General features: G+C 73.5%; 16 protein-coding genes. 11 read left to right on the top strand and 5 right to left on the bottom strand.

What is annotated here, in order from left to right; genetic code table 11:
* Window positions 1-264: 264 nt before the first annotated feature.
* The 5 genes from QA634_RS25870 to QA634_RS25850 all read left to right on the top strand — a co-directional run bounded on the left by QA634_RS25870 (window position 265) and on the right by QA634_RS25850 (window position 7,836).
* A complete protein-coding gene (locus tag QA634_RS25870; protein WP_283026899.1) occupies window positions 265-2,646 on the top strand; it encodes a putative bifunctional diguanylate cyclase/phosphodiesterase in 2,382 nt (793 codons plus the stop codon).
* A gap of 102 nt (window positions 2,647-2,748) precedes the next feature.
* Window positions 2,749-4,344 (top strand): ABC transporter substrate-binding protein, encoded by a 1,596-nt coding sequence (locus QA634_RS25865; protein WP_012334854.1) that lies wholly within the window; start codon window positions 2,749-2,751, stop codon window positions 4,342-4,344.
* Complete coding sequence (locus QA634_RS25860) at window positions 4,344-5,291, top strand: ABC transporter permease (protein WP_012334853.1); 948 nt, start codon at window positions 4,344-4,346, stop codon at window positions 5,289-5,291. The genes QA634_RS25865 and QA634_RS25860 overlap by 1 nt, the downstream gene beginning before the upstream one ends.
* On the top strand, window positions 5,288-7,054 hold the full coding sequence (locus QA634_RS25855) for a dipeptide/oligopeptide/nickel ABC transporter permease/ATP-binding protein (protein ID WP_012334852.1): 1,767 nt from the start codon (window positions 5,288-5,290) through the stop codon (window positions 7,052-7,054). The genes QA634_RS25860 and QA634_RS25855 overlap by 4 nt, the downstream gene beginning before the upstream one ends.
* Window positions 7,051-7,836, top strand: coding sequence for an ATP-binding cassette domain-containing protein (locus QA634_RS25850; protein ID WP_012334851.1), 786 nt, complete (start codon window positions 7,051-7,053; stop codon window positions 7,834-7,836). Before QA634_RS25855 ends, QA634_RS25850 begins: the two co-directional genes overlap by 4 nt.
* Here the strand turns inward: QA634_RS25850 and QA634_RS25845 are convergent.
* Entirely contained in the window at window positions 7,797-8,216 is a 420-nt protein-coding gene (locus QA634_RS25845; RefSeq protein WP_012334850.1) for a flagellar biosynthesis repressor FlbT, read from the bottom strand. The genes QA634_RS25850 and QA634_RS25845 overlap by 40 nt on opposite strands.
* A gap of 373 nt (window positions 8,217-8,589) precedes the next feature.
* Here QA634_RS25845 and QA634_RS25840 point away from each other — a divergent pair, with 373 nt between their 5' ends.
* From QA634_RS25840 to QA634_RS25830, 3 genes are all read left to right on the top strand, one after another.
* A complete protein-coding gene (locus QA634_RS25840) occupies window positions 8,590-9,975 on the top strand; it encodes a flagellin N-terminal helical domain-containing protein (RefSeq protein WP_012334849.1) in 1,386 nt (461 codons plus the stop codon).
* A gap of 618 nt (window positions 9,976-10,593) precedes the next feature.
* Window positions 10,594-11,979: a flagellin N-terminal helical domain-containing protein gene (locus tag QA634_RS25835; protein ID WP_012334848.1), complete on the top strand. Its 1,386-nt coding sequence runs from the start codon at window positions 10,594-10,596 to the stop codon at window positions 11,977-11,979.
* A gap of 1,379 nt (window positions 11,980-13,358) precedes the next feature.
* Window positions 13,359-15,131, top strand: coding sequence for a flagellin N-terminal helical domain-containing protein (locus QA634_RS25830; RefSeq protein WP_012334847.1), 1,773 nt, complete (start codon window positions 13,359-13,361; stop codon window positions 15,129-15,131).
* A 145-nt stretch (window positions 15,132-15,276) separates the two neighbouring features.
* On the opposite strand, the gene QA634_RS25825 is transcribed toward QA634_RS25830, so the two are convergent.
* The 3 genes from QA634_RS25825 to QA634_RS25815 all read right to left on the bottom strand — a co-directional run bounded on the left by QA634_RS25825 (window position 15,277) and on the right by QA634_RS25815 (window position 18,943).
* Window positions 15,277-16,017: a helix-turn-helix domain-containing protein gene (locus QA634_RS25825; RefSeq protein WP_012334846.1), complete on the bottom strand. Its 741-nt coding sequence runs from the start codon at window positions 16,015-16,017 to the stop codon at window positions 15,277-15,279.
* Window positions 16,018-16,079: 62 nt separating this feature from the next.
* On the bottom strand, window positions 16,080-16,661 hold the full coding sequence (locus tag QA634_RS25820; protein WP_012334845.1) for a class GN sortase: 582 nt from the start codon (window positions 16,659-16,661) through the stop codon (window positions 16,080-16,082).
* Entirely contained in the window at window positions 16,658-18,943 is a 2,286-nt protein-coding gene (locus QA634_RS25815) for a marine proteobacterial sortase target protein (protein WP_012334844.1), read from the bottom strand. The genes QA634_RS25820 and QA634_RS25815 overlap by 4 nt, the downstream gene beginning before the upstream one ends.
* 471 nt (window positions 18,944-19,414) lie before the next feature.
* Between QA634_RS25815 and msuE the strand changes: the two genes are divergently transcribed.
* Genes msuE through QA634_RS25800 form a run of 3 tightly spaced genes read left to right on the top strand, consistent with a single transcriptional unit; the run spans window position 19,415 to window position 21,724 of the window.
* Window positions 19,415-20,050 carry an FMN reductase gene (msuE, locus tag QA634_RS25810; protein WP_012334843.1) on the top strand — a complete coding sequence of 212 codons (636 nt, stop codon included), beginning with the start codon at window positions 19,415-19,417 and terminating at the stop codon, window positions 20,048-20,050.
* Window positions 20,047-20,865: an aliphatic sulfonate ABC transporter permease SsuC gene (gene ssuC, locus QA634_RS25805; RefSeq protein WP_012334842.1), complete on the top strand. Its 819-nt coding sequence runs from the start codon at window positions 20,047-20,049 to the stop codon at window positions 20,863-20,865. The genes msuE and ssuC overlap by 4 nt, the downstream gene beginning before the upstream one ends.
* A 31-nt stretch (window positions 20,866-20,896) precedes the next feature.
* Window positions 20,897-21,724: an ATP-binding cassette domain-containing protein gene (locus tag QA634_RS25800; protein WP_012334841.1), complete on the top strand. Its 828-nt coding sequence runs from the start codon at window positions 20,897-20,899 to the stop codon at window positions 21,722-21,724.
* A gap of 291 nt (window positions 21,725-22,015) precedes the next feature.
* Here the strand turns inward: QA634_RS25800 and QA634_RS25795 are convergent, their stop codons facing one another.
* Entirely contained in the window at window positions 22,016-22,210 is a 195-nt protein-coding gene (locus tag QA634_RS25795) for a hypothetical protein (protein WP_012334840.1), read from the bottom strand.
* Window positions 22,211-22,296: the final 86 nt, after the last annotated feature.

Below are 22,296 nucleotides of genomic sequence, written 5' to 3'. Positions count from 1 at the left end.
TCGGACGAGGCGCGTGCCCGAAACGGCGGATATCAGCGGCACGAGTCCCCCGGATCGGCCCCGGCCGGCCGGCCGGGGGCGGACGCCCGCCCCCTGCGCCGCCTCGCGGTCGCGGCGCGCCGGGTCTGGCGGCGGCGGCCCGGATCGCAGATCGGCCGCTACCTCGCCATCACCGTCCTCGTCACCGGGGCCCTGACCTTCGCCGTCACCGGCCTGCTCGCCCTGCAGCGCCTGAACCAGGACGCGGCCGAGCGGGCGCGGACGGTGGCGCTCCTCTCCCGCGAGCAGGTGGCGCGCAAGCTCGACGGCGAGGCCGGCCTCGCCGGCGCCCGCCTCGACGGCCTGTTCCAGGAGGCCGCCCGGCAGACGCGCTTCCTCGCCCAGCGGCTCGACATCGTGAAGGCGGTGGGCAGCGCCAACCCGGTCGCCCTGCGCGAACTCCTCGCCCCCGCCGCCGTGACCGGGGATCTCGACGCGCTGATCGTCACCGACCCGAAGGGGATCGTGACCGGGACGAGCGCGGGCGACGACCTCCTCGACTTGGCGGAGGCGCTCGGCCGGGCCGAGCTCGAGTCGCCGATCCGGGAGGTGCTGGCGGAGAACAGCCGCGCGCGGCGCCGGGCGATCGGCCGGATGATCGCGCTGCCGGAAGAGATCGGGGCGCTCCTCGGGCTGCCGGCCGAGCGCCGGATCGGCGGCATCCAGATCGAGCCGGTCTTCGACGATTTCGGGGACGTGGCCGGCGCCCTGGTCGGCCTGCGCCTGCTCGCGCCGCGCGAGCCGACCTTCCTGAACTTCTCGGCCCTCACCAAGGTCGGGGTCGTCGTGCTCGCCGGGGAGCGCCCGATCTCGGCGGCCGGCGCCCCGGCCTCCGGCCTCGTGCCCCGCGAGGATCTCGGCGAGGACGACCTGCTCGTCTCGCAGGACGGCGCGCGGGTGGCGCGCTGCATGCCCCACCGCCTCACCCTCGCGGTCTGCGCCCATTCCAGCGTGGCCGAGGTCGGCGCCGCCACCCAGGAGATCCTGCGGCTCGGCGTGATGCAGACCCGCTCGCTCTTCGCGTGGTTCCTGCTGCTCGCCGCCGTCTCCCTCGGCGCCCTCGTCGTGATGGTGCTCGCCGCCGTGCGCCGGGTCACCAGCGGCCTGCCGGAACTCGCGACGGCGGCGAGCGCCGTGGCGCGCGGGGACCTCGACGTGCCCTTCCGGGCGCGCGGCCTCGGGGAGGTGCGCAGCCTCGGCCAAGCCTTCGAGACGATGCTGGCGAACCTGCGCGAGAGCCTCGGGCGCGTGCGCCAGCTCGCCTTCTTCGATCCGGTCACCGGGCTCGCCAACCGCGAGAAGATGCGGCTCGACGGCACCGCGATCCTCGGCCAGGGCCGCGGCCGCACGGCCTTCCTGTTCCTCGACCTCGACCGCTTCAAGTCGGTCAACGACACGTTCGGCCACCGGGCCGGGGACGCGCTCCTCTCCCAGCTCGCGCGCCGGCTCGTCGCCTTCCTGGAGGAGCGCCGCCGGGCGGGCGCCTGGGAGAGCGTGCTGCTCGGGCGCATCGGCGGCGACGAGTTCCTGATCGTCGTGAGCGGCGCCCTCACCCGCGACGGGTTGCGCGCGTGCGGCGAGGCCCTGGTGGCCGTGGTGAGCGAGAGCTACGAGGTCGGCAGCGCCCACATGGTGGTCGGGGCCAGCATCGGCATCGCGCTGGCGGAGGGCGAGGCCGGCTACGACGAGCTCCTGGTGCGGGCGGACATCGCCATGTACGAGGCCAAGCGGCAGGGGCGGGGCACCTGCACCTTCTTCACCGCGGAGGCGGCCCAGCGGGTGCAGGAGCGCCTCGGCATCGAGAGCGAGCTGCGCCGCGCCCTCAAGACCCGCGAGTTCAGCGTGCATTACCAGCCCAAAGTGTCCCTGGCGGACGGGCGGGTCGTCGGCGCCGAGGCGCTGATGCGCTGGCACCACCCCGAGCGCGGCGCGATCCCGCCGGGCAAGTTCATCCCGATCGCCGAGGAGGCGGGGCTGATCCCGGATCTCGGCGTCTTCGTGCTCGAGCGCGCCCTCGCGGAGATCGGGGAATTGCTGGCGCGCGGCCACGACGTCACGGTGGCGGTCAACGTCTCGGTGCTGCAGCTGGAGGACCCGACCTTCGCCCAGACGGTCGAGGACCGGCTGGCGCGGGCCGGCCTGCCGCCCTCCTGCCTCGAACTGGAGATCACCGAGACGGTGGCGATGCGCGATTCCGACACCATCCAGGGCCACGTGACGCGGCTGCGCGGGCTCGGGGTGCGGGTCTCGATCGACGATTTCGGCACCGGCTACTCGAACCTCGCCACGCTCGCTCGCGCGCCCATCGACGCGCTCAAGCTCGACCGCTCCCTGGTCGACGGCGTGGCGGGCAATCCCGAGCAGCAGACGATCGTGCGCACCATCCTGTCGCTCGCCGGCTCGCTCGGATTCGAGACCGTGGTGGAGGGCGTCGAGACCGACGCGGACCTGCGCTTCCTGGTCGAGGGCGGGGCGACGACGGCCCAGGGCTACCTGTTCAGCCCCCCGGTGCCGATCGAGACCTTCCGGGCCCTGCTCGAACCGGGCCGCCTGCAGGAGATCTGGGCGCGGTCGAACGAGCCGGCGCGGCGCCTGCGGAGCGGGTGAGGCGCGAGCCCGGCCCTGCCGCTGAGGCAACGAATCCCGCTCCCCCGCGTTGGCCCGACCGCGGCGTCGCCGCGCCCGTCCTGCCCGCGCGAGACCAAGGCCGTGAGCCCAGCCTGCCCCGCCCTCGTCGGCCTCGTCCTCGCCGCCCTCGCGGCCGCGGCGGGCGTTGCCGGGCGGGCGCGGGCCGCGGAGGTGCCCGACGACGTGCTGGTGGTCGGGCAGTCGGCCGAGCCCGCCTCCCTCGATCCCGGCGTCACCACCGCGACGAACGACGCGCGCATCCTCGTCAACCTCTACGACGGGCTGGTGCGCACCAAGCCCGGCAGCCTGGAGATCGAGCCCGCGCTCGCCGAGAGCTGGAGCCTCTCGGAGGATGGCCGCCGCTACACGTTCCGGCTGCGCGCGGGCGTGCGCTTCCACGACGGCAGCCCGCTCGACGCGCGGGCCGTGACCTTCACCTTCGGGCGGCTCCTCGAACCCGCCCACCCGGCGGCGGCGACCGGCCCCTTCCCGCTCGCCTTCCTGTTCCGCGCGGTGGAGCGGGTCGAGGCCCTCGATCCCCGGACGGTGCGCTTCACCCTGCGCCAGCCCTTCGCGCCCTTCCTGGCCAACCTCGCGACGCCGACCGGGCTCATCGTCCCGCCCGGGGCCGTGATGGCGCGGGGGAAGGATTTCGGGCGCAACCCGGTCGGGACCGGGCCGTTCCGCTTCGAGGCGTGGCAGAGCAGCCGCAAGGTGACGCTCGCCCGCAACCCGGGTTACTGGGGCGGGCCGGCCGCCTCGCGGCTCGTGATCTTCCGCCCGCTCGCCGACCCGAACACCCGCGCGACCGAGATGCTGGCGGGCGACGTCGACGTCGTGGCGGAGATGCCGCCCGACGCCCTCGCGCTGTTCCGGCACCGGGCCGGGTTCTCGGTCGCGGAGGCGGTCGGGCCCCACCTCTGGTACCTGATCCTGAATATGCGGGCCGGGCCGCTGCGGGACCGCCGGGTGCGCGAGGCGGTGAACTGGGCCATCGACCGGCGGGCGCTGGCCGAGCACGTGCTGCAGGGCACGGCCGTGCCGGCGCGCGGGATCATCGCCCCGGCCTTCGCGGGCACCTACGATCCCGACCTCGCGGGCTACGGCCACGATCCCGCCCGCGCCCGCGCCCTGCTGCGCGAGGCCGGGGCGGAGGGGGCGCGGCTCACGCTCCTCGTCGCCGAGGGCGGGTCGGGGATGCTCGACCCGGTGGCGATGGGCACGGCGATCCAAGCCGACCTCGCCCGCGTGGGCCTCGACGTCCGGCTCGTCACCTACGAGTGGAACGCCTACCTGGCCCGGGTCAATCGCGGCCTCGGCGAGGACGCCGACATGGCCGACATGGCCGAGATGGCCTGGATGACCAACGATCCCGACCAATTGCCCTCGCTCGCCCTCGCGAGCGACGCGCTGCCGGGGAAGGGCGGCTTCAACGCGGGCGGCTACGCCAACCCGGATCTCGACCGGCTCCTCGACGAGGCCCGCCGCAGCACCGACCCGGCGCGCCGCCGGGATCTCGACCGGGCCGCGGAGCGCCTCGTCGTGGCGGACGCGCCCTTCGCGGTCGTGGTCCACGGCAAGCAGGCGGCGGTGGTGCGGGAGGCCGTGCGCGGCTTCGCCCTCGACCCGACCTTCACGGCCCGCCTCGCCGGCGTGCGCAAGCGCGAGGGGCCGTGATGGGCCGCTACCTCCTCGGCCGGCTCGCCGCCCTGGTCCCGGTCCTGCTGGGCCTCAGCGTGATCGTCTTCCTGATCATGGCGCTGATCCCGGGCGACCCGGCACTGGCCCTGCTCGGCCCCTACGCGACGCCCGAGGCGGTCGCCCGCATCAACCGCGACCTCGGCCTCGACCGCTCCCTGCCGGTCCAGTACCTGACGTGGCTCTCGCACGTGCTCACCGGCGATCTCGGCCGCTCGCACAGCCTCAACCGCCCCGTCCTCGACGAGGTGGCGGAGCGCTTCGCCGCGACGCTGATCCTGGCGGGGGCGGCGCTCGCCCTCGCCGCGCTCCTCGGCCTCGCCCTCGGGGTCGCGGCGGCCCTGCGGCAATCGGGCTGGGTCGACCGGCTCGCCACGCTCGGCGTGCTGGTCGGCCTCTCGGTGCCGTCCTTCTGGCTCGGGCTCCTGCTGATCCTGCTGGTCTCGGTGCGCTGGCGCCTGCTGCCGGTGAGCGGCATGCACGCGATCTACGGCGAGGAGACCCTGGCCGATCTCCTGCGCCACCTCGCCCTGCCGGCCGCGACCCTGGCGGTGGTGGCGGCCGGGGTGATCGCCCGGCTCACCCGCGCCGCCATGCTGGAGGTGCTGCGCCAGGACTTCGTCCGCACCGCCCGCGCCAAGGGCCTCGGCGAGGGGCGGATCGTGCTCCTCCACGCCGCCCGCGCCGCCCTGGTGACGGTGATCCCGGTCATCGGCACCCAGGCGGGCTTCGTGCTCGGCGGGGCGGTCTACGTCGAGACCGTGTTCCAGTGGCCGGGCATCGGCCGCATGCTGGTCGGCGCCATCGCCACCCGGGACGTGCTCCTGGTCCAGGGCGGGGTGCTCGTCGTGGCGACGACCTACGTGCTGGTGAACCTCGCGGCCGACCTGCTGCAGCGGCTCGCCGATCCGAGGATCGGCGGGTGAGCGGCCTCCTCGCCCGGCTGATGCGCAACCGCCCGGCGGCGGCGGGGCTCGTCGCGCTCGTCCTCGTCGGCGCGGTCTCGCTCGCCGCGCCGCTCCTGCCCCTCGCCGATCCCGACGCCACCGCGCCCGCCGCGCGGCTGCTGGCGCCCCTCACGCCGGGCGCGTGGCTCGGCACCGACGCGCTCGGCCGCGACCTCCTGGCCCGGCTCGTCCACGGCACCCGGGTGAGCCTCGCGGTCGGCCTCGCGGCGGCGGCGCTCGCGGCCGGGATCGGCTCGGGCCTCGGCCTCGTCGCGGGCTTCGCCGGCGGCCGGACCGAGGCGCTGCTGATGCGCCTCGTCGACGTGCTGATGGCCTTCCCCTACCTGCTGCTCGCCCTCGCCGTGGTGGCGGCGCTCGGGCCGGGCCTCCTCAACGCCCTGGCGGCGGTGGTGGTCGCCAACATCCCGTTCTTCGCCCGCACCGTGCGGGGCGTGGCCGCGACCCTGCGGGTGCAGGATTTCGTCGCCGCGGCGCGGCTCTCCGGCATGGGGCCGGCCCGCATCCTCCTCGTCGAGATCCTGCCGAACGTCCTGCCGGTGATCGCCGTCACCGCCTCGACCACGGTCGGCTGGATGATCCTGGAGACGGCCGGCCTGTCCTTCCTGGGCCTCGGGGCGCAGCCGCCGCAGGCCGATCTCGGGGCGATGCTGGGGGAGGGGCGCCGCGTCCTGATCGGCGCGCCCGCCGTGGCGGCGGTGCCGGGCTTCGCGGTCCTCCTGATCGTGCTCGCCCTGAACCTCGTCGGCGACGGGCTGCGCGACGCCCTCGACCCGCGCCTCGCCGGCGGCCCGGCGGCGCGGCCGGGCGCCGCGACCCGGGTCGCGCGCCCTCCGCTCCCCGCCGCCCCGCCCGCGGCCGGGCCCCCGCCCGCCGACGGGCTCGCGGTCGCGGGCCTGCGCGTCGCCTTCGAGACGCCGGCGGGCCGCGCCGAGGCGGTGCGGGGCGTCGACCTCGCGGTCGCCCCGGGGGAGTGCCTCGGCCTCATCGGGGCCTCGGGCTCGGGCAAGTCGGTGACCGCCCACGCGATCCTGCGCCTCGTCCCCTCGCCGCCGGGCCTCGTCACCGGGGGGGCGATCCGCTTTCGCGGCGAGGACCTCCTCGCCCTGCCGCCCGCCGCCCTGCGCCGCCTGCGCGGGGACCGGATCGCCTACGTGTTCCAGGACCCGCTCACCACGCTCCACCCGCTGATCCGGGTCGGGGACCAGGTCGCGGAGGCGATCCGGGCGCATCGCCGGGTCGGGGCCGGGGAGGCGGCGAGCCGCGCCGAGGGGCTGCTCGCCGCGGTCGCCCTGCCGGATCCCGGCCGCATCGCCCGCGCCTACCCGCACGAGCTCTCCGGCGGGCAGCGCCAGCGGGTCGGCATCGCCATGGCGCTCGCCAACGATCCCGACCTGATCGTCGCGGACGAGCCGACCACCGCCCTCGACGCCACCGTGCAGGCGGGGATCCTCGACCTGCTCGACCGGCTGCGCCGGGAGCGGGGCCTCGCGATCCTGTTCATCAGCCACGATGTCGGGGTGGTGCGGCGGCTCTGCGACCGGGTCGCGGTGATGCAGGGCGGGCGGATCGTCGAGGCCGGGGAGGCGGCGCGGGTGCTCTCGCGCCCGCAGCACCCCACCACCCGCGGCCTGATCGCCGCGGTGCCGGTGCTCGGGCGCGCCCGGGCGCTGCTGGAGGCGGACGAGGCCGGCGGCCGATCCGTGCCGGAGGAACGCGCGTGAGCCCGGCCCTGGAGGTGCGCGGCCTCGCCAAGACCTACCCGGCGCGGGGCGGCCTCTTCGCCCGCGGCCGGCCGGCCGTGACGGCGCTCGGGGGCGTGTCGTTCCGGGTTGCGCCGGGAGAGACGCTCGGCATCGTGGGCGAATCCGGCTGCGGCAAGTCCACCCTCGCGCGCTGCCTCGTCGGGCTGGTGCGGCCGAGCGCCGGGTCGATCGTCATCGAGGGAAGGCCGCTGCCCGACCTCGTCCGGGCGGGGCCGCGGGTGCTGGGCCGCACGATCCAGTACGTGTTCCAGGACCCCGTCTCGGCGCTCAACCCGCGCCGGACGATCCGCCAAGCCCTGGCCGCGCCCCTGCGCTTCCTCGCCGGGCTCGACGCGGCCGAGCGCCCGCCGCGCCTCGCCGCCCTGATGGACTCCGTCGGCCTGGAGCCGGCCCATCTCGACCGCTACCCGCACGAGCTCTCGGGCGGGCAGGCGCAGCGCGTCGCGATCGCGCGGGCGCTGGCGGCGGGGGCGCGGATCGTCGTCCTGGACGAGCCGGTCGCGGCCCTCGACCTCGCGGTGCAGGCGAAGGTGCTGCGCCTGCTCGCGGATCTGAGGGCCCGGCACGGGCTCACCGCCGTGCTCATCAGCCACGACCTCGCGGTGGTGGAGGCCCTGGCCGACCGGGTGCTGGTGATGGAGGGCGGCGCCGTCGTCGAGGAGGGGACGCCCGAGGCGGTGTTCGGGGCGCCCCGCCACCCCTACACGCGCCGGCTCGTCGCCTCGGTGGCGGCCCTCTGAGCCTCCTCGCCCCGCATGGTCTTGCGCAGCAGCGCCATCGCGCTCTGGTACTTCTCGCGCTCGACGAGGCGCAGGATCGGCCGCAGCGTCTCGTGCTCGGGCAGGCCGACGCCGGCCACCAGGAGGGCGCGGTAGGCCTCCTGCCACTCGGCCATGCGGCCGGGCTCGATCAGCATCTGCTGGACGAGGTAGTAGAGCCGCTGCAGGGGGGTGCGCACCTCGTCGGCCTCGATCAGGTGGCTCGGCATCAGCAGCACGTCGACCGCGTGGATGTCGAGCGTGACGCTGTCGCTCGCCCGCATCAGGGCGCCGTTGAGGAAGAAGCGCGCGCCCTTCTTGATGAAGGCCCGCGTCGGATTCGTCAGTCCCGGCCGTGCCATGCGTCCCGCTCTCTCCCACACCCCGACGACATAGGTTGGTAACCTTGCCCGAAACTGCCCTGTGGACGGGCCGGGTGTCCACCGCCTTCGCCGGACCGGCTTAAGTCACCAGTAAGGCCGCCCATACGACCATTATAGCGTCGATGAAGGCAGTTGATATTCGCTGCCACCAAGTCATCGATCAATGTTCGATGGGCAGGTTCTCTAATGTCCTGCAGACATGACGTCGCGCCATCGATCCGGTGAGAATCCGGCTTGTAATGCGTAGCGGGTTAGATCCAGGTCTTGGATCTATGGCATGAGGCCATTTGCTACTCCGGTGTGAGCCCGGATCCGATGTTGCCTATCTGCCTCACAACCCGGATCAGCTCAGATGACCAGCCTGCTCACCAACAGCGCCGCGATGACGGCCCTGACCACCCTCAAGAGCATCAACACCCAGCTCGACACGACCAGCAACCGCGTCTCCACCGGCCAGCGCGTCTCCAACGCTGCCGACAACGCCGCCTATTGGTCGATCGCCACCACGATCCGCACGGACAACAGCTCGCTCGGCGCGGTGAAGGACTCGCTCGGGCTCGGCGCCTCGACCGTCGACACGGCCTATAACGGCCTCAACAGCATCCTCACCGACCTGCAGAACATCCGCGCCAAGCTCCAGACCGCCACCCAGGCGGGCGTCGACCGCGCCAAGGTGCAGACCGAGATCGCGGCGCTCCAGAGCAAGATGAAGGCGACCGCCAACTCGTCGGTGTCGAGCGGCCAGAACTGGATCTCGGTGGATTCGTCGGCGAGCGACTACCAGGCCATCCGCAAGATCGTGGCCGGCTTCTCCCGCGGCTCGAACGGCGCGATCAACTTCTCGTACGTGAACGTCGATGTCGGCAGCATCAAGCTGCTCGACGCCAATGCCGGCTCGAGCGTGACAGTGGCGGCGACCCAGGCGCAGGCCTCCGGCACCACCTCGCTGACCGGCACGACGGCGTTCACCGGCGGCACGGCCGACTTCTCGGCCGCCCAGACGGTCGAGCTGACGATCACCACCGAGACCGGCAACGCGACCATCAAGCTCGACAAGGCCGCGCTGACCACCGCCGCCAAGGACCTCACCAAGGTCACCACCAACGAGTTCCTCTCGGCGCTCAACAACGCGATCAGCGCCAGCACGCTGACCACCGCGGGCGTGCCGAGCGTCACCGCCAGCCTGGACTCGGCGGGCCGCCTCACCTTCACCCGGAGCGCGACGGGTGCGACCAACACCCTCAAGATCGACACGACGGCCAACAACACCGTCGACATCGGCTTCGGCGCCGCCAGCGTCACCGGCGTCGTCAACAAGGGGACCAACGCGACCACCACGACCGGCAAGGGCCTGCTCGACACGGCGACCGGTACCTACACGGCCGGCGGCGGCATGTCGGGCTCCTACAGCGTCGCGAATTTCGACATCTCCAAGCTCGTCGGCACCAACGGCGACACCGACGTGGCCAACATCATCACCATGGTCGATCAGGTGATCGGCAAGGTTACGGATGCCGGCACCAAGCTGGGCGCGGCCAAGACGCAGGTCGACGGCCAGAAGACCTTCGTGGACACCCTGATGAAGGCCAACAGCGCGACGATCGGCACGCTGGTGGATTCGGACATCGAGGAGGAGTCGACGAAGCTGAAGGCGCTGCAGACGCAGCAGCAGCTGGCGGTGCAGTCGCTGAGCATCGCCAACTCGTCGAGCCAGAACCTGCTCTCGCTGTTCCGCTGAGCCGGGATCCTCCGACCAAGCCCCGGCCCCGGCACCGCCGGGGCCGCCACGCAGCGCGCCCCGTCTCCGCGAGGAGGCGGGGTTTTTCGCGTGACGCGCCCGGAACGGGCGCTTTCCCGAGGGGGCGGGTTCCTGCGCGGGTCGGTCGCGGCGGGCGGAGCGCGGCCGCGGCCCGACGGACCGGAGCCGGATGGGGCGGTGCCGACCGGGGCGCGCCGCCGTGGCGCGCCGCGCCGGACCTCGCGGGGCGCCGTGAAGCCGCGCTTCCTCGGCCATGCCGAACCGCGCTTCATCGCGGCCTCCATCAATCGAACATGGTGAAAGCCCGAGCCCTTTTGCCATTGCGATTAAGCCACCAGTAACGGTGAGCCGGGCATAGTGGATCCATCGCCAGGGTGATCGTGATCGCACCCGCAGGAAGTTCCGGCGGCAGCTCGGCAAGCAGGTTAGTTTGAACCTGTCGACATGATGTCATTTTGCCGATCCGGTGAGAATCCGGTTTGTAATGCGTAGCGGGTTAGATCCAAGTCTTGGATCTATGGCATGAGGCCATTTGCTACTCCGGTGTGAGCCCGGATCCGATGTTGCCTGTCTGCCTCACAACCCGGATCAGCTCAGATGACCAGCCTGCTCACCAACAGCGCCGCGATGACGGCCCTGACCACCCTCAAGAGCATCAACATCCAGCTCGACACGACCAGCAACCGCGTCTCCACCGGCCAGCGCGTCTCCAACGCTGCCGACAACGCCGCCTATTGGTCGATCGCCACGACGGTCCGCACGGACAACAGCTCGCTCGGCGCGGTGAAGGACTCGCTCGGGCTCGGCGCCTCGACCATCGACACGGCCTATAACGGCCTCAACAGCATCCTCACCGACCTGCAGAACATCCGCGCCAAGCTCCAGACCGCCACCCAGGCGGGCGTCGACCGCGCCAAGGTGCAGACCGAGATCGCGGCGCTCCAGAGCAAGATGAAGGCGACCGCCAACTCGTCGGTGTCGAGCGGCCAGAACTGGATCTCGGTGGATTCGTCGGCGAGCGACTACCAGGCCATCCGCAAGATCGTGGCCGGCTTCTCCCGCGACTCGGCCGGCGCGATCAACTTCTCGTACGTGAACGTCGACGTCGGCAGCATCAAGCTGCTCGACGCCAATTCCAGCGCCAGCGTCACCGTCCCGGCCACGTCGGGTCAGGTCTTCGGCAGCACCTCGCTGACCGGCACGACGGCGTTCACCGGCGGCACGGCCGACTTCTCGGCCGCCCAGACGGTCGAGCTGACGATCACCACCGAGACCGGCAACGCGACCATCAAGCTCGACAAGGCCGCGCTGACCACCGCCGCCAAGGACCTCACCAAGGTCACCACCAACGAGTTCCTCTCGGCGCTCAACAACGCGATCAGCGCCAGCACGCTGACCACCGCGGGCGTGCCGAGCGTCACCGCCGGCCTGGACACCGCGGGCCGCCTGACCTTCACCCGGACCGCGACGGGTGCGACCAATACCGTCAAGGTCGACACGACGGCCAACAACACCGTCGACATCGGCTTCGGCGCCGCCAGCGTCACCGGCTCCGTGGCGAAGGGGACCAACGCGACCACCACGACCGGCAAGGGCCTGCTCGACACCTCGAACGGCACCTACACGGCCGGCGGCGGCATGTCGGGCTCCTACAGCGTCGTGAACTTCGACATCTCCAAGCTCGTCGGCACCAACGGCGACACCGACGTGGCCAACATCATCACCATGATCGATCAGGTGATCGGCAAGGTGACGGACGCGGGCACCAAGCTGGGCGCGGCCAAGACGCAGGTCGACGGCCAGAAGACCTTCGTGGACACCCTGATGAAGGCGAACACCGCGACGATCGGTACGCTGGTGGACGCGGACATCGAGGAGGAATCGACGAAGCTGAAGGCGCTGCAGACGCAGCAGCAGCTGGCGGTGCAGTCGCTGAGCATCGCCAACTCGTCGAGCCAGAACCTGCTGTCGCTGTTCCGCTGAGCCGGAATACGCGACCAAGCCCCGGCCCCGGCACCGCCGGGGCCGCCACGCAGCGCGCCCCGTCTCCGCGAGGAGGCGGGGTTTTTCGCGTGACGCACCCGGCACGGGCGCGGTCCCGTGAACCAACGCCCGGTTTCTCCCGGATGCGCCGACGCGCGGCAGCGCGGGGGCGCGACGCGGCATGCCCCCGTCCCCCGAGATCCGCGCGGCGCGGACGGTGCGCGCGCACGGCACGGATCGGGCTGCGATCCGGTCGATCGCCGCCACGCCCGGCGGGGCGGGGAGGATCCCGCGCAGCCCCGCGCCCCAGGCCGCCCGCGACCATGGTCCGCGGCCTGGACCGACACGCGCCGGGGCCATCAGCCGCGAGAGGCCGCCATCCGCGGAGAGGCCCGATTCCCTCCTCGTCGGGCGGCACGCGACCGTCGGGCGCGGACGCGATCGCCGTCGCCGCGCGGCCCGTCGGGTCATCGACCAGGGGGAGGCCTGCGGGGGAAGGGCGAGCGCACCCTGGCAGCCCGCGACCCCGCCGTACGCCCTGACGGCCCTCGCCGGCGGCGCCACACCCAGCCCGTGATCCTCCTCCGGGCCGGGGCTCGCCCGCGCGAACCGTCGCGGCCCGCCGGCCCCAGGCCGCGGACTTCGCCACGCACCTGCGCTTCGCACGACGCCTCCCGACACGGCCGAAGCGCCGGCCGGATCACGCCAGGCCCGGCCGCCGCGGACGTTCTGATGCTGCGCCGCACTCGATTGATGCAGGCCGAACCCGGATTGCGGGCGCCGCGGGGCACAAGAACTAGAAAGCAAAGAAAACAGTAATTCCCAAGATTTCCCGGTGAGCCGGCCGCCGGTCTTGCCCGGTGCGCAGGCGGGGTGCCGCCGCCACCTTCCGCTCGCACCCACGCATAGACACAACCTAAAACTGCTCCGATCGGCACGCCGGCACGGAATCACTTCGATATGACAAGTGGTTGCGGTACTCCAAAGATCGCGACACAACTTAAAAGAGAGATCTCCGCGCTCGGCGCATGGACTCTCGGGCAGCTCGTCCAGATCAATGATCAGTTAACCTTAAGCTTGAGGCGAATGTATTCGAACGAAGAGACGCGAGAGAGATTCAAACTTCCTTAGGGGAATCAAGGCCAAAAAGATCAGGTCGAGGAACAATTGTCTATCGGATTATTCTTCGACGTCAGCAGTACGGAAGGGATTATGGTTGTCCCTAGACATGATGTCGTTCCGTTCTTTCGGTGAAAGCCCGCGTCTAGTGCGTCGTCGGTCGGACCTGCGATCGGTCCAAGGCATGAAGCCGGTCCGCTTCTCCGGTGCGAGCCCGGATTTGCAACCCGTTCCTTCAGTTCATCGCGAGTTCCCTCACCATGACCAGCCTGCTCACCAACTCCGCGGCGATGACTGCGCTCACCACCCTCAAGTCGATCAATGCCCAGCTCGACATGACCAGCAACCGGGTCTCGACCGGGCAGCGCGTCTCCGCCGCCTCCGACAACGCCGCCTACTGGTCCATCGCCACCACGGTGCGCACCGACAACGCCTCCCTGGGCGCGGTGAAGGACTCGCTCGGCCTCTCCTCCTCGGCCGTCGGCACCGCCTATAACGGCCTCAACAGCATCCTCTCCGACCTGCAGAACCTGCGCGCCAAGCTCCAGACCGCCACCAATTCCGGCACCGACCGCTCCAAGGTCCAGACCGAGATCGCGACCCTGCAGAGCAAGATGAAGGCGACCGCCGATTCCTCGGTCTCCAGCGGGCAGAACTGGCTCTCCGTCAACTCGGCTGCCACGAACACCAGCTACAAAGCCGTCCAGAACGTGGTGGCGGGCTTCTCGCGCGCCAGCGACGGCACGATCAACTTCTCGATGATCAACATCAACGTCGGCCAGATCAAGCTCTACGACACCAACTCGACCAGCGTCACGGCGGCCGCGACCAACGCCCAGGTCGTCGGCTCGACCTCCCTCACCGGCACGAGCGGGTTCGGCTCCGGGGCCGGCACGGCGGATTTCAGCGCCATCAACGAGGTCTCGCTGGCGATCTCCGTGGGCGGCCAGACGGGCAACATCGTGCTCAACTCGTCCACGATGGCGACGGCTGCCAAGGACCTGTCCAAGGTCACGACCGACGAGTTCCTGAAGGCCATCAACAACCAGATCTCCGCCTCCGCGACCCTGGCCGGCAAGGTGACGGCGGGCCTGGATTCCTCGGGCCGGCTGACCTTCAACTCGACCGCGACCGGCGCGGCCACCACCCTGTCGGTCTCCGTCGGCAACCCCTCGGCCGGCAAGGCCCTGATCGACGTCGGCTTCGGCACCACCACGGGCGTCGCCACGGTGGCGATGGTGCAGGGCAGCGCCTTCACCAACCTCGACCTCTCGACGGGCAGCAAGGCCATCACGATCAGCGACGGCACGACCTCGAAGACCATCACGCTGGACGCGGCGGCCTATGCCGCCCTGGCCACCAAGACCTCCGCCGGCAACAATGCCGTCAACGCCACCGACGTGGCGGCGATGATCAACACCACGCTCTCGGCCACGACCGCTGCCAAGGTCGCGGCGTCGGTCCAGGGCGGGAAGCTCGTCCTGACCAGCACCGACACGGCCGGTGCGGGCTCGAAGATCATCATCAGCAACGCGGACGCGGCGTTCGGCTTCACGGCGGGCACCACCACTGGCACGGACGTCCCGGCAGGCGGTGTTGTGCCGCGCACCGGGACCGGCACCGACGCCGGGGTCACCCAGGCGCAGGGCATCCTGGACACCGCGATGGGCACCTACAACGCGCAGTTCGGGGGCGGCTCCTACTCGATCGCCAACCTGGACATCTCGAAGCTGGTGGGCACGAACGGCGACGCGGACCTGAAGAACATCATCTCGGCGGTCGACAAGGCGATCGCGGCGGTGACGGATGCGGGCACGAAGCTCGGCGCGAGCAAGACGCAGATCGAGGGGCAATCCTCGTTCGTGGACACGCTGATCAAGGCCAACCAGGCGACGATCGGGACGCTGGTGGACGCGGACATCGAGGAGGAATCGACGCGGCTGAAGGCGCTGCAGACCCAGCAGCAGCTGGCGGTGCAGTCGCTGAGCATCGCCAACGGGGCGAGCCAGAACCTGATGACGCTGTTCCGCTGAGCCGGAACCAGGCCCCGGCCGGGGCCGCCACGCCTCGCCCCCGCACGGGGGCGGGGCTTGCGGCGTCGGCATGCCCACGCGACCCCGTCCCGCGCGGGAGACAGCCCCACCCCCGCTCCGCGGGGGCCCGCACCCTACCGCCCCATCACCCCGGCACCGGGAAGACCACCCCGAACCCCTCGTCGCAGACGCGCGCGAGGTGGCGGCGGCAGGGCGCGTAGGCCGGCATGCCCGGGGTGATGCGCCCGGAGGGCACCTCGCCGCGATCCGGCAGCAGGGCGAGGGGGCAGGCGGCGGGGGTGAGCTGCGCGCCGCGCCCCGCGTGCAAAGTGGTCAGGAGGCCGTAGAGCTCCCCGTGGATTGTCGGGCGGCCCAGCATGGCGAGGCGGACCTGCCCCTGCCAGTTGGTGACGAGGTAGATGGTGCCCGAGAGGTTCGGCACCGAGACCTCCCCGCTCTGCGCGAAGGGCGCGTCGAGGCGCTCGGCCTCGCGGAAGACGAGGCGGCCGCCTTCCGGGTCCCACAGGATCTCGGTGCGGTAGGCGAAGAGCGCGGCCGCGTCGCCGAAGGAGGGGCGCAGCGTCAGGTAGCGGCCTTCCAGCCAGGCCACCGCCTCGCGCGAATAGGCGCCGAGGCGCTCGGGCGCGTGGCGCGCCGCCGGGGCGGGGCCGCGCAGGGAGACGCCGAGCGCCTCCTCCAGCCGCACCGTCGTCGCCCGCGTGAAGGGCCGGCGGCCGGCCAGCGCCTTCTCCAGGGTCGAGAGGCTGATCCGCGCCGCGTCGGCCAGGGCCTGTCGCGACATGCGCCGGCGCGCGAGCGCCTCGCGCACCGTCTCGGCCACGCGCAGGCTCTCGCTCTCCGGCAGGTCCGTGTCGCCCGCGCCCATCCGCCCCGGCTCCCCGCGGACAAAACCGCACGGAACCGCACCCGGCGCAAGCCGCGCCCGCGCTATTCCCCGGGGATCAGCGCGGCCTCGACCAGGAGGCGCAGCGGCCCCCGGGTCGCGCCGTCGAGGGGCCAGCAGGTGGCGAGGACGAGCCGCCGCCCCGGCGCGTGCGGGTCGATGCCGGAGGCGTCGTGGCGCACCACCCGGGTCCCGGTGACCCGGAAGCGCAGGCGCACCCCGTCCCGGCGCGTCACCGCGACCGGATCGCCGGTCCGCAGCCGGTCGAGGCCGCGGAAATGCAGGTCGCGATGGGCCGCGTAGACGGCGGTGCCGGGCTCGCCGGCCTCAGGCGTGCCCGGCACGTGGCCGGGACCGAAGGCCAGGGCCTGCCCGCTGCTGGCGTCGAGGGCGACCAGGGAGCGGCCGAGGAGGGTCAGCCGGGCGACCGGCACCGTGTCGGCCCAGGGCCAGGGCCGCACCGGCCGGCCCCCCGCGGCGAGGCTCCGCGCGAAGGCCCGCTCCAGCAGCGCCTGGGCGAGGAGGCCCTTGGCCCGGATCGAGCCGGCCTGGCCCAGGAGGGCGAGGCCGGCCGCCAGCAGGAGGGCGGCGAGCGCCGCCCTCCCGGGCCCACGCCGCCCGGTCACGCGGGCCTCCGCGAGCCCGCGCCGCGCCCGAGCAGCCCGGCGCCGAGGCCGGCCAGCACGAGGCCGAGCCAGAGCAGGGCCGGCGCGTCGGTCCCGGTCTGCGGCAGGTCGACCCCGCGGCCCTCCTGCGCGGCGCGCGGGACGGGAGCCTCGGCCCGCCGCGCGCGCGGCATCCGCCCCTCGCCGCCGAACAGAGCCGAAAAGTCCCAGCCCGCCGGCAGGTTCAGGGGCAGGTCGGCGGCCGTGAGGGCGACGCCCGGCGGTCGCCGCGGGGTGACGTCGAGGGCGACGAGGCTGGTGAGCCGGGTCGTCAGCCGGTGCGCCAGGGCGAGCCGCAGGATCGCGGCGTCGGCGGCCTCGGCGCTCATGCGGCCGGTGAGGCGGGCGGTCTCGGCCTCGCCGATCTTCGCCCGCGCCCAGAGCTTCGAGATGCCGCTGCCCTCCCGCGCCTCGGCGAGGGTCAGCACCTGCTGCCAGGGCGCCTCGCCGATCCGCCCGCGCAGGGTCAGCGTGCCGGTCGCCTCCCGCAGGCGGGCGGCGAGGACCACCGGCTCGCCCCGGTAGAGGTCGGGCAGGAGGCGCGGGGTCGCCTCGACGCCGGGCTCCGAGAAGGCGGCCGCGAGGTCGGTGACGACCGGGCTCTCCAGCTTGGCGAGCAGCTCGGCCGTGCGCTCCGCCACCTGGTCGATCGTGCCGATCGCCGTGTAGCTGCCGCCGCCGAGTTCCGCCGCGTGGGTCATCAGGTGCCCGTTCGGGGCCGAGCCGATGCCGATCATGAACAGGCGCGAGCGGCCCCGCCCGGCGCTGATCGCGGAGAAGATCTGCTCCTCGTTGCCGATCGCGCCGTCGGTCAGGAACACGATCTGGCGCACGCGGTCGCCCTCCTCGGGATGCGGGTCGGCGAGGGCGGCCCGCAGGGGCGGCAGCATCTCGGTCCCGCCCCGCGCCTCCAGGGCCGCCACGAAGCGGCGGGCGGCGTCGCGATGCGCCTCGTCGGCCGGGACCGGGGCCGGGAAGAGCAGGTCCATGGTGTCGTCGAAGCGGATCACGTTGAAGCGGTCGGCCGGGCCGAGCCGGTCGAGGGCCACGAGCAGGCTCGCCTTGGCCTGCCGCATCGAGGCGCCGGCCATGGAGCCGGAATTGTCGATCACGAAGGTGACCTCGCGGGGCCGCCGCGCCGGCGCCCGCCCCTCGGGCGGCGTCACCACGGCGAGCAGGTACTCGTCCTCCCCGACCCGCTCGCGGAAGAGCCCGACCGCGGGCGCGGCGCTGGGAGCGGCGCGCCAGGTCAGCGCGAAGTCGCGGTCCGCCGGCACGGGGCCGTCCGCGAGGGTCACCCGGCGGCTGTCGGGGCCGGTCTCCTCGACGCGGATCGCGTGGGTGGCGCTCTCCACCGTCCCGAGGGGGAAGCCGGCCCGCAGGGTGACGGTGAGCGTCACCGGGTTGACGGGCCCGTGCACGGCCGGATCGAGGACCGGCGGGGCGATCCGCGCCCGGTCGGGCACCGGGTCGCGCGCCGGCCCCTCGGCGGCCGGCTGGAGCAAGCCGGGCGCCGGGCTGTAGCGGGGCGCGACGACCAGGGGCAGGCGCAGGGCGTGGGTGCCGCCCGACAGCCGCACCGGCTGCTGGAACGCGATCTGCACCAGCACGGTCTCGCCGGGGCCGATATTGGCCACGCTGGTGGTGAACAGGTTCGGGCGCTCCTGCTCGGTGAGGGCGGCGGCGCGGCCGGTCTCGCGCGCGGCCTCGTAGGCGGTGCGGGCGGCCTCGCGCGCGCGGATCTCCCCCGCGATGACGCGATCGCCGACGACGAGCGTCATCGTGTCGACGGCGGCGTCCTCCGGCAGCGGGAAGACGTAGGTGCCCTCGACCCACTGGTCGGTGGTGTTGCGGAAGACCTGGGTGAGCGTGGCGCGGGCGGTGGCGCCACTCACCGTCACGGCGATGTCGGTCCGCAGGCGCGGCGCCTCGACCGGCGCGGCCTCGCGGGCCGGGCCGCGCAGCAGCAGCGCTCCGCCGCCCGGTGCGGCGCGGGCGCCGTCGAGGCCGCCGAGCCAGGCGAGCAGGCCGAGGAGGACGGGCGCCGAGAGGGCGAGCGCCCGGCGCAGGGCGGCCGGCCAAGCGGTCGGCCAAGAGGTCGGCCGAGCGGTCGGCCAAGAGGTCGGCCAAGAGGTCGGCCAAGAGGTCGGCCAAGAGGTCGGCCGAGCGGTCGACCATGCGGTCGGCCGAGCGTCGGCGCGCGGCGCGCGGGCGCGCGCCGCCGGGAGGGGCGTGAGCAGCATCGGGGAACTCCGGGTGACCCGGCCGCACGGGCCGGTCACGTGCAGGCTCGCCGAAGCGGCGGGGCGCCGCCACGGGCAGCTTCGCCCTCGTTGCGTCGCGCTCCGCACCGGCGGGCGCGCCGGTCCGGATCCGGTGCGGATCCGTGCGGGAGCGTGCGGCGCGCCGGCCCGGGACCGCCGCGCCCGGCGCGCGGCATCGGGCGGGCCGCCGCATCGTTCGATAAACCGGACAAGAGCCGGCGCCCGGCCGGTCCCGCGCCCCGCCGATCCCGGCCGAACCGGCGGCGATGCGGGAGAGTCTTCTCTGCCGGGCCGGTCGGGAAGGAGGCCCGCCTCCGAGGTCTTGTTCTTTTAAAGGAACATTTCATTGACCGAGGGCAAGTTCTGGCCGAGCATTCATCTCCGTCCGCGGTCGCTCTCCTCGTGGCGGCCCGGCCGCGCGACCGCCCCCTTACGCAGCGGAATCCCCCGATGACGCGTCCGAAACTCGTCGGCTTCAGCGCCAACCTGCAGCGCCCCTCCAAGACCCGCGCCCTCGTCGAGGCCATCGCCGAGGAGACCGCCGCCCGCGCGGCCGTCGAGGTCCGCCTCTACGACCTCGTCGATGCGGGGCCGGGGCTCGGCGCGGCCTGGACGCGCGACCAGCTGCCGCTGCCGGCCCGCCGGATCATCGACGCGATCGAGCAGGCGGACGCCCTCGTGGTCGGCTCGCCGGTCTACAAGGGCGCCTATACGGGCTTGTTCAAGCACGTCTTCGACCTCGTCGACCCAGCCGCGCTGGCGAACAAGCCGGTCGCCATCGCGGCGACGGGCGGGGGCGCGCGCCACGCCCTGGTGGTGGAGCATTCCTTCCGGCCGCTCCTCGGCTTCTTCGCGGCGCTGGCGGTACCGAGCGCGGTCTACGCCTCCGACCCCGACTTCCAGGACGGCGTCCTCGTCGCGCCGGCGATCCGCGCGCGGGTCGGCGAGGCGGCCGGCCAGCTCGCGGCGCTCCTGCACCAAGGCGCCGGGACGGCGCTCCTGCACCAAGGCGCCGTAGCGGCGCATCTCGGCCAAAGCGCCGGGGCGGCGCAGCCGCCCGCCACCCGCGCCGGGGCGGGCCGGTGAGGGCCGGCGCGCCCGCGCCCGCGCGCGGCGGCCTCCCGGCGGGCGTCCTCGCCCCGGCCGCCGCGCGCCTGACGCCCTGGCTCCTGCCCGTCCTGATCCTGGTCGGCTGGCAGGCCGCGAGTTCCCTCGGCCTGGTCTCGACCCGGTTCATGCCGGCGCCCCTCGACGTGGCGGCGGTGGGCTGGCGGCTCGGCCGCACGGGCGAATTGTGGACGAACCTGTGGGTGAGCTTCCTGCGCGCGGCGGCGGGCTTCCTGGTCGGCGGCGGCATCGGCTTCGCGCTCGGCCTCGCCAACGGCCTGTCGCGGGCCGCCGACCGGCTCACCGACACGACCGTGCAGATGATCCGCAACGTGCCGCACCTGTCGCTGATCCCCCTCGTCATCCTGTGGTTCGGCATCGGCGAGGAGGCGAAGCTGTTCCTGGTGGCGCTCGGCGTGTTCTTCCCGATCTACGCCAACACGCTGCACGGCATCCGCGCCGTCGACCCGCAGCTGATCGAGATGGGGCGGGTCTACGGCCTGTCGCCGGCCAGCCTGTTCCTGCGCGTGGTGCTGCCGGGGGCGCTGCCGTCGATCTTCGTCGGCCTGCGCTACGCGCTCGGCATCATGTGGCTGACCCTCATCGTGGCCGAGACCATCTCGGCCTCGTCCGGGCTCGGCTACATGGCGATGCAGGCCCGCGAGTTCATGCTGGTCGACGTCGTGGTGCTGGCGATCCTGATCTACGCCCTGCTCGGCAAGGTGGCGGACGTGCTGACGCGCCGGCTCGAGCGGCTCTGCCTGTCCTGGAACCCGGCCTACCGGGCCGCCTGACCTCCCTCATCCCCCACAGCGACGAGCGACCATGACCGTCACCGCCCTGCGCCGGCTCGACGAGGCGGCCCTCTCCCCGGCGCCCCCGCGCCGCGCCCCCGCACCCGCCTCGGCGGGCCTCGCCGTCGGGCTGCGCGGCCTCGCCAAGTCCTTCGACGGGAGGCCGGTCCTGCGCGGCCTCGACCTCGCGATCCCGGCCGGCCAGTTCGTGGCGGTGGTCGGGCGCTCCGGCTGCGGCAAGAGCACCCTGCTGCGCCTCGTCCTCGGCCTGGAGGCGCCGAGCGCGGGCGAGGTCACCCTGGAGGCCGGCCCGCGCGAGGCGCGGGATCCGCGCCGGCTGCGCCGGATCATGTTCCAGGAGCCGCGCCTGCTGCCCTGGGCGCGGGTGCTCGACAACGTCGCGGTCGGCCTCGGCGAGGAGGGCGCCCGGCGGGCGCGCCGGGCGCGCCCCGCGGCCGCCCTCGCGGAGGTCGGCCTGTCGGACAAGGCCGGCCAATGGCCCGCGACGCTCTCGGGCGGGCAGCGCCAGCGCGTGGCGCTCGCCCGCGCCCTGGTCGGCCGCCCGGGACTCCTCGCCCTCGACGAGCCTCTCGGCGCCCTCGATGCCCTCACCCGCATCGGCATGCAGGACCTGATCGAGCGGATCTGGCAGCTTCAGGGCTTCACGGCGCTGCTGGTCACCCACGACGTCGCCGAGGCGGTGGCGCTCGCCGACCGCATCCTGGTGGTGGAGGCGGGCGTGATCGCCCTCGACCTCCCCGTGACGGTGCCGCGCCCGCGCCGCCGCGGCGACCCGGCCCTCGCCGCCCTGGAAGGCCGCATCCTGGAGCACCTGCTCGGCGGGGCGGTCCCGGCCTGAGGCCGCGCGGGCCCGTGCAGGTCCGTCCCGACCGCGCGCCGCGCGAGCCCGGCACGACGCTCCTCGGCATGGCGGGTGCCGCACGCGCCGCGCCCGCTGGCCATCGCTCGCGAGGGAGAGCCTGGCCGCGCCGGCGCGAGGCCCTGGTCAGGGCCGGCGCGCCGGCCGGCGCCTTAGGCCGACGGCCCGGAAGCGGGGCGCGTCCGGCCGCTGATCGGTCGCGGAGCATCGCGCCGGGGCGCGCCGACGCCGCGCCTGGCGAACGGCGCTCGCGGGGAACCGCCGCCGGCCTCAGGTCCCGCGGCGGCCCGCGGTGCCCCCGTCGCGCGTCTCGCCGTCCCGGGTGGCCGGACGCTGCGCCGGCGCCGCGGTCCCGACGCCGTGGCGGCTGTCGGTGACGGGCTCCCCGGCGTGATCGCTGCCGTCCCTGATGCCGATCGCCTCCTCCCGCTCCAGCGGGTTGAGCGGTTTCCGGGTCTCGGCCATGCACCCCTCCTGCGGTTGTCCACGCGGACGACAAGCCTTGGGCGAGGGCGCGGTTCGCGCCGCGCAACCATTTGCCGCGCCATGGC

Source organism: Methylobacterium sp. CB376, assembly GCF_029714205.1.
Lineage (GTDB): Bacteria > Pseudomonadota > Alphaproteobacteria > Rhizobiales > Beijerinckiaceae > Methylobacterium.
Note: the sequence above shows the minus strand (reverse complement) of the source record. Positions and strands in the feature narration are given on the sequence as shown.